The 12,949-nt window shown below is 65.9% G+C and carries 13 protein-coding genes; 8 read left to right on the top strand and 5 right to left on the bottom strand.

The annotated features are described in order from the left end of the window. Nucleotides 1–116: 116 nt before the first annotated feature. On the top strand, nt 117–1,475 hold the full coding sequence (locus K4G53_RS09470) for an aspartate kinase (protein WP_221385441.1): 1,359 nt from the start codon (nt 117–119) through the stop codon (nt 1,473–1,475). 87 nt (nt 1,476–1,562) lie between these two features. Here K4G53_RS09470 and K4G53_RS09465 read toward each other — a convergent pair whose 3' ends face one another. Both K4G53_RS09465 and K4G53_RS09460 read right to left on the bottom strand, forming a co-directional pair. Continuing rightward, entirely contained in the window at nt 1,563–1,778 is a 216-nt protein-coding gene (locus tag K4G53_RS09465; protein ID WP_221385440.1) for a hypothetical protein, read from the bottom strand. Between the two features lie 172 nt (nt 1,779–1,950). Then, nucleotides 1,951–2,193 (bottom strand): hypothetical protein, encoded by a 243-nt coding sequence (locus tag K4G53_RS09460; RefSeq protein ID WP_221385439.1) that lies wholly within the window; start codon nt 2,191–2,193, stop codon nt 1,951–1,953. Nucleotides 2,194–2,272: 79 nt separating this feature from the next. Here K4G53_RS09460 and K4G53_RS09455 point away from each other — a divergent pair, with 79 nt between their 5' ends. The 4 genes from K4G53_RS09455 to K4G53_RS09440 all read left to right on the top strand — a co-directional run bounded on the left by K4G53_RS09455 (nt 2,273) and on the right by K4G53_RS09440 (nt 4,644). Then, nucleotides 2,273–2,737 (top strand): MarR family winged helix-turn-helix transcriptional regulator, encoded by a 465-nt coding sequence (locus tag K4G53_RS09455; protein WP_221385438.1) that lies wholly within the window; start codon nt 2,273–2,275, stop codon nt 2,735–2,737. Between the two features lie 95 nt (nt 2,738–2,832). Further along, nucleotides 2,833–3,402, top strand: coding sequence for an SSI family serine proteinase inhibitor (locus tag K4G53_RS09450; protein WP_221385437.1), 570 nt, complete (start codon nt 2,833–2,835; stop codon nt 3,400–3,402). Beyond that, nucleotides 3,389–4,312, top strand: coding sequence for a 3-methyladenine DNA glycosylase (locus K4G53_RS09445; RefSeq protein ID WP_221385436.1), 924 nt, complete (start codon nt 3,389–3,391; stop codon nt 4,310–4,312). Before K4G53_RS09450 ends, K4G53_RS09445 begins: the two co-directional genes overlap by 14 nt. Beyond that, a complete protein-coding gene (locus K4G53_RS09440) occupies nt 4,309–4,644 on the top strand; it encodes a serine protease inhibitor (RefSeq protein ID WP_221385435.1) in 336 nt (111 codons plus the stop codon). The genes K4G53_RS09445 and K4G53_RS09440 overlap by 4 nt, the downstream gene beginning before the upstream one ends. Nucleotides 4,645–4,746: 102 nt before the next feature. Here the strand turns inward: K4G53_RS09440 and K4G53_RS09435 are convergent, their stop codons facing one another. Both K4G53_RS09435 and K4G53_RS09430 read right to left on the bottom strand, forming a co-directional pair. Further along, nucleotides 4,747–7,878, bottom strand: a complete 3,132-nt coding sequence (locus K4G53_RS09435; RefSeq protein WP_308287856.1) for a S8 family serine peptidase — start codon at nt 7,876–7,878, stop codon at nt 4,747–4,749. Between the two features lie 248 nt (nt 7,879–8,126). Next, complete coding sequence (locus K4G53_RS09430; RefSeq protein ID WP_221385434.1) at nt 8,127–8,312, bottom strand: hypothetical protein; 186 nt, start codon at nt 8,310–8,312, stop codon at nt 8,127–8,129. Nucleotides 8,313–8,577: 265 nt separating this feature from the next. Between K4G53_RS09430 and purS the strand changes: the two genes are divergently transcribed. The 3 genes from purS to purL are packed head-to-tail and all read left to right on the top strand — an operon-like array spanning nt 8,578 to nt 11,910. Further along, nucleotides 8,578–8,829 carry a phosphoribosylformylglycinamidine synthase subunit PurS gene (purS, locus tag K4G53_RS09425; protein WP_221385433.1) on the top strand — a complete coding sequence of 84 codons (252 nt, stop codon included), beginning with the start codon at nt 8,578–8,580 and terminating at the stop codon, nt 8,827–8,829. Between the two features lies 1 nt (nt 8,830). Continuing rightward, entirely contained in the window at nt 8,831–9,604 is a 774-nt protein-coding gene (gene purQ, locus K4G53_RS09420) for a phosphoribosylformylglycinamidine synthase subunit PurQ (protein WP_221385432.1), read from the top strand. Then, nucleotides 9,601–11,910 carry a phosphoribosylformylglycinamidine synthase subunit PurL gene (gene purL, locus K4G53_RS09415; RefSeq protein WP_221385431.1) on the top strand — a complete coding sequence of 770 codons (2,310 nt, stop codon included), beginning with the start codon at nt 9,601–9,603 and terminating at the stop codon, nt 11,908–11,910. Before purQ ends, purL begins: the two co-directional genes overlap by 4 nt. A 72-nt stretch (nt 11,911–11,982) precedes the next feature. Here the strand turns inward: purL and K4G53_RS09410 are convergent, their stop codons facing one another. Then, a complete protein-coding gene (locus K4G53_RS09410; RefSeq protein WP_221385430.1) occupies nt 11,983–12,810 on the bottom strand; it encodes a hypothetical protein in 828 nt (275 codons plus the stop codon). Nucleotides 12,811–12,949: the final 139 nt, after the last annotated feature.

Below are 12,949 nucleotides of genomic sequence, written 5' to 3'. Positions count from 1 at the left end.
GTCACAATTCAGCGCCGCTCTTCGCACGGCGATAAACTGTCGAAAGGAAGTCGCGCCGGCCCGGCGTCAGGCTGCCAAGCCTCCAGAACTCCACTTGATCCAATGAAGGTATGCGCATGAGTACGCCCACCACCGAAGTGCACAACGCAACACAGCCGCAGGTGCCGTCCGCCGGCAAAGCGGTGACCAAACAGCTCATCGTGCAGAAATTCGGTGGCTCCTCCGTGGCGGACGCGGACGGCATCAAGCGCGTTGCCAAGCGCGTCGTTGACGCCCAGCAGGCCGGCAACGAGGTTGTAGTGGTCGTTTCGGCCATGGGCGATACGACGGATGAACTGCTGGACCTCGCCGCACAGGTCACCGATTCCGCACCTGCCCGGGAAATGGACATGCTGCTCTCGGCCGGCGAACGCATCTCCATGGCCCTGCTGGCCATGGCCATCAACAAGCTCGGCGCGTCCGCACAGTCCTTTACCGGATCCCAGGCCGGCATGATCACGGATGGGATCCACGGCAAGGCCCGGATCATCGACGTCGACCCGCACCGGATCCGCACGGCCCTGGACAAGGGGAACATCGCCATCGTTGCAGGGTTCCAGGGCATGACCCGGGCCACCAACGAAATCACCACCCTGGGCCGCGGTGGCTCCGACACCACGGCGGTGGCGCTGGCAGCCGCCCTGGAAGCGGACGTCTGCGAAATCTACACGGACGTTGACGGCATCTTCACCGCCGATCCCCGCGTTGTCCCTTCGGCCCAGAAAATCGACACCATCTCCAGCGAGGAGATGCTGGAGCTCGCGGCCTCGGGAGCCAAGATCCTGCACCTGCGCTGCGTCGAATACGCCCGCCGGTTCGGTGTCCCGCTGCACGTCCGTTCCTCATTCAGCCAGCACGAAGGCACCTGGGTCATCCCCAGCGCCGAAGACAAGATCACCACTCAAGAGGGAGTTGCCTTGGAGCAGCCAATCATCTCCGGCGTTGCCCATGACCGTTCAGAAGCCAAGGTCACCGTGGTCGGCGTCCCCGACATTCCCGGCAAGGCTGCCGCGATCTTCCAGGTCATTGCGGACGCGCACTCCAACATCGACATGATCGTCCAGAACGTGTCCACCCACGGCACGGGCAAGACCGATATCTCCTTCACCCTGCCGATCGTTGAAGGTGCCGATGCCCTGGCTGCACTGCACGCCGCCCAGGACCAGATCGGCTTCGAGTCGATCGAGTACAACGAGCAGATCGGCAAGCTGTCACTGATCGGTGCCGGCATGCGGTCCCACCCCGGTGTTTCGGCCACGTTCTTCAAGGCGCTGTCGGACGCCGGCATCAACATCAACATGATCTCCACCTCCGAGATCCGCATCTCCGTGGTAACGCATGCGGACCTGCTGGACGAGGCCGTCCGGGTGATCCACAAGGCATTTGGGCTGGACAGCGAGAGCGAAGCCACCGTCTACGGCGGGACCGGCCGCTAAGCCAGGCAGCAAAAAGCCGGGCCGTCCTTTCGTTCCATTGGAAGGACGGCCCGGCTTTTGTGTACTTAAGGGGCCTGGATAAGGATGTCAGCCTTCGTTTTCCAGGTCTTCGCGGCGCACGGCGTAGTGGTGGCCGGATGAGTCGGTTTCAACCACGAAGTGCGAGAGCTCCTCTTCGGAGGCCTGCTCGAATTCGTCGTGCTTGTGTACGACGGGCGTGTCGGCGTCCAGTCGGGTAGCAGGACCGAAGAAGAAACGGAGCCTTTCAGTCAGGCCCATGAAACCACTGAGGACATGTGCCACTGTTTTCCACCCCCTTCCCGAGCCTCGGGCGAAAGTGCCGCTGCCTCCGGCGGGAGCCAGTGCCCCCAGTTTAAACCCGCCGTGGGAAAAAGGCGCCGGCAGGCCGGGGGAAGAATGGCGTCCGCCACGCCCGTCCGCGGTGTTGCAGGGCGGGACGGTCAGCCCGTGCGGATCAGCGCAGGGACCGGTCTTCCGGGTTCCTCGGCACGACGTACGTGCTGCCGTCCGGCCTGGTGACGGTCTCCCACTGCTGGGTTTCGGCCTGCCGCTGGGCCAGCAGCCTGCGGTTCTCCTCCGTCATGTCATGCGCCAGCGAGGTTCGGCTTGCCGGACCGAAGATGGCCCTCAGCTTCCCCGTCGCCCGCATGAAGCGCTGGGAGGCGTTGCCCTTCTGCCCTGATCTGGCCCTGTCCATGAAGCGGTTCCTTCCACTTACTGCGTTTCCTGCTTAGAAATGTACACTAACTATTAGCGCACTAACAATTGGAGGATCAATGACGACGAGCGTCGACACGGCACAGGATGAAGACCTGCTGCTGGAACACCAGCTCTGCTTCGCCCTTACGGTAGCTGCGCGCAGCGTTGTGGGCGCCTACAAGCCCGTGCTGGAGAAGCTCAACCTGACGCATCCGCAGTACCTGGTGATGCTCTGCCTTTGGGAAACAAGCCCGCGGACAGTGAAGAACATCAGTGCAGCCCTTGCCCAGGAACCGGCCACCATCTCTCCCCTGCTCCGCAGGCTGGAAGCAGCCGGGCTGATCACCCGGCGCCGCGCGGACGGAAACGAGCGGGCCCTCGCCGTCGAACTGACTCCCGAAGGCGCCGCGCTGAGGCAGCAGGCGCTCAACGTGCCCGGCACCATGATGGAGCGGCTGGGGCTGAGCCGGGAACAGGTCACCGAACTGCATGCTTCCATGATGGGGTTGATCGCTGCCACATCGGGAGGGAGCGCTTCCTAGCGGGCGCCGGCGCTTGTCGCGGCCGCAGTGGCCCCGGGCGCGCAAATGACTAGAATTAGCGGACGAAAATTATCGCGTGCGGGAGAGGTGGCCTGATGCATAAAGTGCGGCTGTTCGCTGCAGTCCTGGCGCTTGGTGCCGGGCTGGTCTCCGGCTGTTCCGGCACCCCGGAAGGCTCGTCGTCGGGCCCATCTTCCCCGGCCCCCTCCGGTTCTTCCCCTGCCACCCCGCCATCCACCCCTGGCACCCCGTCCCCCGACACCGAGACCTCGGCGCCGGCCCCGGCACCGCCCACGTCCCGGCCGTCGCCCGGACCGGGCCAGGGAAATGCCGAACTGGCCATCACCGTCGTGCCGTCCGAAGGCGCAGCCCAACTCGACTACACCTTGGTCTGCACCGCCGGAACGCCGGCCGCGGAAAGCAGCCACCCCAACGCGGCCGCAGCCTGCGCGGCGGTGAAGGCGAACCCTGCCATCCTGGCGCCAGCCACCCAAGGGAGCGCCCAGGCCTGCACGCAGCAGTACGGCGGCCCGCAGAAGGCGACCGTGACAGGAGTGGTGGACGGAGTTGCCGTTGATGCCTCCTTTGCACGGACCGACGGGTGTGAAATCAGCGCATGGGAAGCCGCCAAGGACGTGTTGGGTACCGCGGGTGGAGCCTCTTAGCCTCCTGGCGGCGGACATCGGGCGGAGCAGGGAGGAAGCCCACCTGCAACGTGTCAGCCGCTACGCCGATCCCTACCTTGCCCGCCGGTCCGCGGGACAAAAGCATCCCGTGGAAGACTTCCTGTTCACCTACTACACGCAAAAGCCGGGCCAGCTGAGGCGCTGGCACCCGGGGGCCGGGACGGTCCTGACCGATGAGCAGGCGGCGCTGCGGCGCAGTTGGAAGCATTACCGGACGCTCGACGACGGCGAGCTTGCCTTCCTGGGGCTGCCGGCGGGAAGCACCGCTGTCACCTTCGACCGGGCGGCCTTCCTGGCCGACCGGAAGGATGCGGTGGCCTTTGCCGGCATCATCCTCCGCGGTACCGCTGCACGTCCGGCCCAGTTTGGCTGCTTCGGCCTGCATGAGTGGGCCATGGTGTACCGCCAGGACAAGTTCGACCTTCGCCACGAATACCTGCAGCTGAGGCTGGGAGCGGCCGGCACCGACAAGGTGGTGGAGGACAACAAAATCCGGTGCACCCACTTCGACGCGTTCCGCTTCTACACTCCGGACGCGCTCCCGCTGAACGAGCTCACACCCACCCGGGAGAGCCAGCGCCACCTGGAGCAGCCGGGCTGCCTGCACGCCAACATGGACCTGTACAAGTGGGCCTACAAGCTGCTGCCGGCGCTGCCAAGCGAACTGGTCATGGACTGTTTCGAGTTGTCGTGGCGCATCCGGGCCATGGACATGCAGGCGTCACCGTACGACCTTGCGGAATGGGGATACCCTGCGATTCCCATCGAAACGCCGCAGGGCAAGGCTGTGTATGTCGAGCACCAGCGGGCATTCGCCGCAGAGGCCTCGGTGCTGCGGGAAAGGCTGGCCCGGGAACTCAACGCGGTCACGGCCTGGCAGCATTCGTGATCGACCTGACTGTCAGCGTCCGGCCGGATGCCGACTCCCCCGAATACGTCTTCCGCCTGGTGGCCAGGGATGGCCGCCCGGCCGACGGCACCACCGTGCCGGATCCGGAAGCGGCACTCGCCGCCGTGGAACAGTTCGGCGAAGCCATCTTTTTCCCGGTGCCGGGTCCTCCGAAGCTGTGCACCCAGCAGTACGGCGGTCCGCAGGTCGCGATGGTCACCGGCACCATCGACGGCCGCCCCGTGGACTCTGTCTTCAGCCGCACGGACGGCTGCGAGATTGCCCGCTGGAACGCCATGGCTCCGCTGTTGGGAGGCGGCACGTCCGCCTGAGTGCATTGCCGCACGCTGCGAAGCCAACACGGGGCCGCAGGGATGAAAAAGGTCCCGGGCGGTTGTCGACCGCCCGGGACCTTCCCCCCAGATCCTGGCGCGTCAGCTGGCGGGCACCGCCTGTGCCAGGCCAAGCTGCGGAGCGCCGGCCGGGGCCGCGGCAGAGCCAGGCCCCACCTGCACGTTCACCCAGGTCCTGACGCCGTTCCCGCCCAGGCTCAGCCGTGAGAGGTAGGATCCCTCGGACAGGCCGGTCCAAGCCAGGGTTGCCGATGTTGCTGTTCCGTTCGGAGCCACGATGGGGTTCGGATCGACGGTGAGGTTGCCGGCATCCCCGGCGAACGTCACCGCCTGGACGGAAGCCGTGGCCGGCCCGTTGTCCGGCGTGGAGTACAGGTTTGCCACCACGTAGTAGGTGCCCGCCCGGGGCGAGTCAATGTCCAGGAACTCGCTGGCGGAGGCCGTCGCCACCTGGGTTGCCGTCAGCCCGCCCGAAGCGTTCGGTGCGTACACCACCATGTCCCAGTCGACGTCGTCCGATTGTGCCTGGACGCCCATCCGGGCAAAGGAGGCGCCGGCCGGCACCTTCACCTGCAGCAGGGCATTGTGCGCGTCGTTCGTCGGAGCATATTCGCCCGGCGTCTTGGTGATGGCCGTCTGGCTCAGCGGTGCCAGGCCCTCCACGCCCACCGCGATGGGGCTGTCCGAGCCGGATACCAGTTCCATGGAACCGCTGCCGGTCCCGGTGGGCGAACTGAAGGAGAACGACGGCGCAACCTGGGCATCAACGGGGCGTACGGCGATCGGTGAGGACACCGTCCTCGGCCCCTTCCAGGTCAGGGTTCCGGTGCTGAACTTGCCCATCGGAGCGCTGGCGTTACGGATGGTGAGGGTCACCTCGCGGGTCTGGCCGGCCTTGGCGAAGTTCAACGCCTGGGGTTCCACCGTCACGTTGAAGCCCGGCATGTTCACCTCAGGGCGGTACAGGCCCGGGACCAGTGCCGTGAGCTTCCGCTTCACCTGGACTTCCCCCACCAGGCTGCCCAGCGCGATCGACGGCAGGTTGAGGTCGCGGGCTGGGATGGAGCCCGCCTGCGGAGCTCCCGTTTCAACACCCTGGCCGTTGAGGAATGCCAGCCAGTCCTGGACGCCCGAGTTGTACACCAGGCCGGGATCGAGCACGCGGGTGGAATCGATGTGGCCCGCTCCGCCCTGGAAGGGATCGGTGTTGGCCGAGCCGTCAGCGTTGACCAGCGGGTAGGCGGTGGTCATCATCGCGGACTTGACCATCGCGGGACCCCATGACGGCTGCTTGCCCAGCACCAGGGCACCGAAGCCGGAAATGTGCGGGGCCGCCATGGACGTGCCGGACATGAATCCGAACTGGTCACCGTCGTTGCCGATGGTGGAGACGCCGGCAAGGACGTTGACGCCCGGCGCGGCGATGTCCGGCTTGAGCAGGTCGCCGCCGGAGGCAAGGGTGGGGCCGCGGGACGAGAATCCTGCGATCTGCGGTGCGGGAGCCGGCGGCAGCCCGGTCAAGTCGCCCTTCACCAGGCTGACGGTCAGCGCCGGGTTTCCTTCCAGCTTGGACTTAAGTTCTAGGCTCTTGGGCGCATTGACGTGGACGGTCGGCAGCACGTGGTTGTCCGCGTCCTCGGAGCTGCTGGTGAGGTTCACCAGGATCATGCCCACGCCGCCTTTGTCCAGGACCTCTTGGCTCTTGGCGGTCCGGTCCACGACACCGCGGTCGCAGACCACCACCTTGCCTGCCACCTTCGCCGGATCCAGTGAGCCCGGGGCACAGAGGTTGGCATTGGTGGCGCCTGCGGCAGCGGCCGCCGCAGCAATGACCGTGGGCTTGTCAGCCACTTCCGTCTTCATGATGGATGCCCCGCGGTACAGCGAACCGTCAGAGACCTTGACGGTTCCGAGCAGGTCGCTGGGGAAAGTGGAAGCAGCCACAGTGGTGAGCCAGGGCGAGGCGTGGTTGACAGTGGAAGCCGCAGGGCCGGAGTTGCCTGCCGAGGCGGAGACGAAGACGCCGGCAGCGGCGGCATTGAGGAATGCCAGCGCCACAGGATCAGTGGTGTTGTTGTTGTTTCCCGAAATGGAGTAATTCAGGACGTCCACGCCGTCCTTGAGGGCTGCATCCACGGCCTCTACTGAAGCAGAGGAGTAGCAACCGCCGGTATCCGGGTTGGTGTCCTCCCAGCAGACTTTGTAGACGGAGACCTTCGCGGCGGGTGCCACGCCCGAGCTCTTGCCGAAGCTGGCGCCGTCGATCACCTGTTCGACATTGGCGTTGCCGGCGGCGGTGGTGGCGGTGTGCGTGCCGTGGCTGCCCACGTCCACGGGGGAAATGAGTTCTTCCGGCGCCCGGTTCTCCGGGGCCACGTACTGGAGGAAGGAATCAGCGAAGTAGCGGGCGCTAACGACTTTTGAGTTGCACAGTGAGCCATCAAACGCCGCCCCGCTTCCTTGGCCCTTTTGGCATTCGCCCTCGAAGGTGGTGCCGTCCGCCTTCAGCATGGCGATCCTGCCTTCGGCGGTGCGGTAAGGGACCCCCACTTGCGGCTTGCCCTGCAGGGGTGCCACAGGTTCACCCTGGAGGAAAGGGTTGTCCGGAGCGTAGCCGGAGTCGATGACACCGACCACCACGCCCTTTCCGGCATTTGCCTCCCCGCCGAACTGCGTTGCCCACATGCCCTCAGGGCCGGTGAGCTTGAGGAAGTCGGTGGTGGTGTAGTCCGGCTTGTTCTCGACGTCGGGCGCCACCACCAGGACCCGGCTGTCCTTCGACAGCGCGGCGGCCTGCGCCGCCGTCAATGCTGCGGTGAACCCGTTCAGCGCAGCGGTGTACTGCTTGGCAGGGGTCACTCCTTGACCGGCAGCGACGTCACGCTGCTGCTGGCGCAGGTGGGCGTCGTAGGCCTTGAAGTTGGCGCTGCCCGCATCCAGCTTCCTGCCCTGCTGCGGCTTGGTTGCTCCAAGCCCCGGGGTCTGGCCTTCATAAGCAGCAGCTGCCGGTCCGGCCAGCACCACAATGTACCGGCCGTCCTTGAACTGAGTGCCCTGGGCGCCGGCGGCCGTATCCCCTTGCCCCCGGCCTTCCGGTGCCGCCGATGCGGGGCCAGCCACCAACGACCCAAGGAGAAGGGGCAGCCCGACGGCAAGCGCCGCAGCCTTCCGGAGTCCCCCAGCCCGCAAGGGGCTCTTTCCAGTTGAATTCACGCGCAACCCTTTCACGAGGTGCCGCCCAGTCAATGAGGGGCGGCCGAACGACTGGCACGCCAGAGGAAATTACAGATCTTGTAATTTGGTGAGACCAGACTGCTCAAAGATTACAGACTGATAGCAAGATATGACATAGGAAACAGAGAACTATCTCTGATTGTCATACGACCCGGCAGCAGCCTCGGCAGGGCACGAAAAAGGGCGCCCCGAAGGGCGCCCGGAAGGGACCGCTACGACTGTTCGCGCTAGGGCCGCGGCGTACGCACTACCTCACTGATCCATTGCCTGGTCTTCTCATCCACCGGCCCGGCTACCTTGCTCTGGCGGGCCACACGGTCAGCTTTGACCTTCTGGAACACCATCCGGCCCAGCCCGGCGAACACAGCCGCGGCAACCATTGGCAACAGGAGGGACTTGGAATTCTCAGCCATGCCGCAATCCTAATGAAGGCAGGCGGGCAACTCCAGAACTCCACCGGCGGCACCAGGCAGGGAGGGTTCCCGCCGTCTCCCGGCCCCGATTTCATGGAATACAAAGGGGTCCGCGCCGCCCGGTAGAATAGGAGGGCAAGCTCGCGGAGCGCCCCACCTCATCGTTGACCACGGCAGTTGCCCAACTGTCCCCAAGATCCTGGTAGGCGTGAGACGGCACCACTCCGCTGCGCCCTTACCCAAGCTCACGCACAGGAGTTACCGGATGCCCCGGATCGTTGTTGACGTCATGCCCAAGCCCGAGATTCTGGACCCGCAGGGGAAGGCAATCGTTGGCGCTCTGCCCCGGCTGGGCTTCACCAGCTTCAGCGCTGTCCGCCAGGGCAAGCGTTTTGAACTGACTGTCGACGGCGAGGTGACGGAGGACATCCTGGCCCAGGCCCGCGACGCCGCCGAAACCCTCCTGTCCAACCCGGTCATCGAGGACGTCGTCAACGTCGAGGTCGTCGAGGCCTGACATGACTGAACTTCCCCTGATCGGCGAGGCCGTGGCCGTCGCGGCGCAACCGCGCCTGGCCGGCGCGCGCATCGGCGTCGTGACCTTCCCCGGCACCCTGGATGACCGCGACGCCGCCCGCGCCGTCCGCCTGGCCGGTGGCACCGCCGTCGAACTCTGGCACGGTGACTCCCAGCTTGGTGACGTGGACGCCGTCATCATTCCCGGCGGATTCTCCTACGGCGACTACCTGCGCGCCGGCGCCATTGCCCGCTTCGCACCCCTGATGTCGAAGATCATCGACGCCGCCAACAGCGACGCGAAGCTTCCCGTCCTGGGCATCTGCAATGGATTCCAGATCCTCACCGAGTCGCACCTGCTGCCCGGTTCGATGATCAAGAACGACCACCTGAAGTTCCTGTGCCGCGACCAGGTGCTGCGTGTTGAGAACAGCAACACTGCCTGGACGCTGGACTATGAGGCGGGCCAGGAGATCACCATCCCGCTGAAGAACCAGGACGGCCAGTACATCGCGGACGAGAAGACCCTGGACGCCCTTGAGGCCGAAGGCCGCGTGGTGTTCCGCTACGTGGGCTTCAACCCGAACGGTTCGCGGCGCGACATCGCCGGCATCTCCAACGCCGCCGGCAACGTGGTGGGCCTCATGCCGCACCCCGAGCATGCAGTGGAACCCGGTTTTGGACCGGAATCCCTCGACGGGATCGGCGGTTCCGACACCGACGGCCTCGGATTCTTCACCTCCGTCCTGAACAAGATTGTGGGAGGCGACAAGTGACCACCGAAACCACCAAGAAGTTCAATATCGACACCGTCGAGAACGCCGCCAAGACCCCGGACACCGAACTGCCCTGGGCCGAGCTGGGCCTGAAGCGGAACGAGTTCGACGAGATCGTCAAGGTCCTGGGCCGCCGCCCCACCGGCGCCGAACTGGCCATGTACTCCGTGATGTGGAGCGAGCACTGCTCCTACAAGTCCTCCAAGAACCACCTGCGCCAGTTCGGCCAGAAGGTCACCGAGGAAATGAAGAAGGACATGCTGGTGGGCATCGGCGAAAACGCCGGCGTCACCAACCTGGGGGACGGCTGGGCCGTGACCTTCAAGATCGAATCGCACAACTCGCCGTCGTTCGTTGAGCCCTACCAGGGTGCGGCGACCGGCATTGGCGGCATCGTCCGCGACATCATCTCCATGGGCGCCCGCCCGGTGGCCGTGATGGACCCGCTGCGCTTCGGCGCGATCGACCACCCGGACACCGCGCGCGTCATGCACGGTGCGGTGGCCGGCATCGGCGGCTACGGCAACTCCCTGGGCCTGCCCAACATCGGTGGCGAGATGGTGTTCGATTCCGTCTACCAGGGCAACCCGCTGGTCAACGCCCTCGCCGTGGGCGTCATGCGCCACGAGGACATCCGACTGGCCAACGCGTCCGGCAAGGGCAACAAGGTGGTCCTGTTCGGTGCGCGCACCGGCGGCGACGGCATCGGCGGCGCCTCGGTGCTTGCCTCCGAGTCCTTTGACGACACCAAGCCGTCCAAGCGCCCCGCCGTGCAGGTGGGCGACCCGTTCGCCGAGAAGGTCCTCATCGAGTGCTGCCTGGAGCTCTTCAAGGGCTCCTTGGTGGAAGGCATCCAGGACCTCGGTGCCGCTGGCATCTCCTGCGCCACGTCCGAGCTGGCTTCCAACGGCGACGGCGGCATGCAGGTTGAGCTGACCTCGGTCCTGCTGCGCGACCCCACGCTGACCCCGGGCGAGATCCTGATGTCCGAGTCGCAGGAACGCATGATGGCCGTTGTCACGCCGGAGAACGTGGAAGCGTTCGAGGCCGTGATGGACAAGTGGGCCGTGGAGTACTCCTGGCTGGGCGAGGTGACCGACACCGGCCGCCTCATCATCACCTGGGAAGGCGACGTGATTGTCGACGTCGATCCCCGCACCGTGGCGCACGACGGCCCGGTCTACGACCGCCCGTTCGCCCGCCCCGAGTGGCAGGACGCCGTCCAGGCCGACACCTTCACCGGCTCCGTGCAGGACGCCGGGCGCCCGGCCAGCCCGGCCTCGCTGGCTGCCGCCGTGACTGAACTCGTGGCGTCGCCGAACATGTGCTCCAAGTCCTGGATCACCAACCAGTACGACCGGTACGTCGGCGGCAACACCTCCATGGCGTTCCCCGACGACGCCGGCGTGGTCCGCGTGGATGAGGAAACCGGCCTGGGCGTTGCCCTGGCCACCGACGCCAACGGCCGCTACACCTACCTGGACCCGTACCACGGCGCCCAGCTGGCACTGGCCGAGGCCTACCGCAACGTCGCCACCGCCGGCGCCATCCCCATGGCCGTCAGCGACTGCCTGAACTTCGGCTCCCCCGAGGACCCGGACGTCATGTGGCAGCTGGCCGAAGCCATCCGCGGCCTGTCCGACGCCTGCATGGTGCTGGGCATCCCGGTCACCGGCGGCAACGTCTCGCTCTACAACCAGACGGGCACCACGCCCATCCACCCCTCCCCCGTGGTGGCAGTGCTGGGCAAGCTCGACGACGTCGCGCGCCGCACGCCGTCGGGTTGGCGCGAGGACGGCCAGGCGATCTACCTGCTGGGCACCACGGCCGCCGAGCTGGACGGTTCCGAGTGGGCGAACATGCGTGGCCACCTGGGCGGCCAGCCGCCGAAGGTTGACCTTGAGGCTGAGCGTGCCTTGGGCGAGATCCTGATCAACGCCTCGCGCGACGGCATGATCGACTCCGCCCACGACCTCTCCGAAGGCGGCCTCGCGGCAGCGCTCGTGGAGTCGTCGCTGCGTTACGGCGTGGGTGCCCGGATCGCCCTGCAGGACGTTATGGACCGGGACGGCGTGGACCTGTTCACGGCGCTCTTCTCCGAATCCCAGGGCCGCGCTGTTGTGGGTGTTCCCCGTTCCGAGGAAGTCCGCTTCACCGACATGTGCACCGCCCGCGGCTTCGCCCACACCCGCATTGGCGTGGTGGACGCAGCCAGCGGCACGCTGGAGATCAACGGCGTGGAGAGCCTGTCCCTTGACGCCCTCCGCGATGCCCACGAGGGAACCCTGCCGAAGTACTTCGGCTAATACCCCCGCCTATCGATTGCTCCGCAGCTGCCCTTTTGAGCCTTCAAAACGGCCGCTGCGGAGCAATCGTTTTTAAGAACCCCGCCGCCAGCCGGCCTGCGCCAACGCAACCAAGACTTTGGCCGCGGCCGGTTTGGCGTCATTGAGCATGTGTCGTTTGGAAATCCTGACCTCCGTCCAGCCCAAGGCGGTGTACCGTTCCGAGCGCGCTATGTCCCTGGCGATCTGGCTTTCCTCACCGTGGTGTTCGCCCTCGTACTCAATGCCGATCTTGTATTTGCGGTACGACAAGTCCGGCTCATGATGCCTGACGCCGTCCCCGGTAATGATCGGAACATTCAGCTCGGGTTCCGGCAGGCCCGCGCGGACGATGGCTAGCCGCAGCATGGTTTCCTGCGGCGAATCCGATCCGACCCGGATGAGTTTCAGAGCCTCCTTCGCCTTCAGGAGCCCCCGCTTCCCCCGGTGCCTGTCGACAACCCCCTGCAGGTCCCTTACGCTGCACAGCGGCGTGTCCCGGCCTTCAAACTCCATCCTGGGCACGCGGACGCAGCTGTCCCCCATCGCTACGAGCTCGTCGACGGACAGCAGCTCAGCCATATCGAGCCAGGTCCGGGTCGGCGTCGTCACCGGAACACCGTCAATTGTGGTGACTTCGTCCTCGTAGAGCTTCATGCGGTGCACGATGACGTGCGGCCTGTCCAGGTGGGCTGCGCCCGCGGGACGGATGATGTGGTAGACGTCCAGGGTCTCGTCCCGGCGCCGTTGCGGCAGCGAGTGAAGCCGCGCAGCCGTAACGTGCGAGGCAGCACAAAGCTGGTTGATTTCAATGAAAGGCCGGACCCGTGCGCTCAGCGGAAGCTCCGCCGTCGGACATCCCGATCTGATGCCCTTCCCCATGCGACGCAACTGACGGTGCCGCAGTTGCTTGGGTGATATCCCGGCGCGGATTGCCTCGCCTGTAGTGAATGGACGGCCCTGAAAATCGTCCGGAAGTGGGCGTGGGGTCTTCATCGGTCCATGACACCAGAAGGGGCCA

The organism is Arthrobacter sp. MAHUQ-56 (assembly GCF_019710585.1).
Taxonomy (GTDB): Bacteria; Actinomycetota; Actinomycetes; order Actinomycetales; family Micrococcaceae; genus Arthrobacter.
The sequence above is the reverse complement of the archived record's forward strand: the minus strand, read 5'-3'. Positions and strand labels throughout refer to the sequence as shown.

Bases quoted from the DNA above. Each gene is read 5' to 3' on its own strand.
- K4G53_RS09470 (WP_221385441.1), top strand. From the start codon at position 117: ATGAGTACGCCCACCACCGAAGTGCACAACGCAACACAGCCGCAGGTG.
- K4G53_RS09460 (WP_221385439.1), bottom strand. From the start codon at position 2,193: ATGGACAGGGCCAGATCAGGGCAGAAGGGCAACGCCTCCCAGCGCTTC.
- K4G53_RS09455 (WP_221385438.1), top strand. From the start codon at position 2,273: ATGACGACGAGCGTCGACACGGCACAGGATGAAGACCTGCTGCTGGAA.
- K4G53_RS09450 (WP_221385437.1), top strand. From the start codon at position 2,833: ATGCATAAAGTGCGGCTGTTCGCTGCAGTCCTGGCGCTTGGTGCCGGG.
- K4G53_RS09430 (WP_221385434.1), bottom strand. From the start codon at position 8,312: ATGGCTGAGAATTCCAAGTCCCTCCTGTTGCCAATGGTTGCCGCGGCT.
- purS (WP_221385433.1), top strand. From the start codon at position 8,578: ATGCCCCGGATCGTTGTTGACGTCATGCCCAAGCCCGAGATTCTGGAC.
- purQ (WP_221385432.1), top strand. From the start codon at position 8,831: ATGACTGAACTTCCCCTGATCGGCGAGGCCGTGGCCGTCGCGGCGCAA.
- K4G53_RS09410 (WP_221385430.1), bottom strand. From the start codon at position 12,810: ATGGGGAAGGGCATCAGATCGGGATGTCCGACGGCGGAGCTTCCGCTG.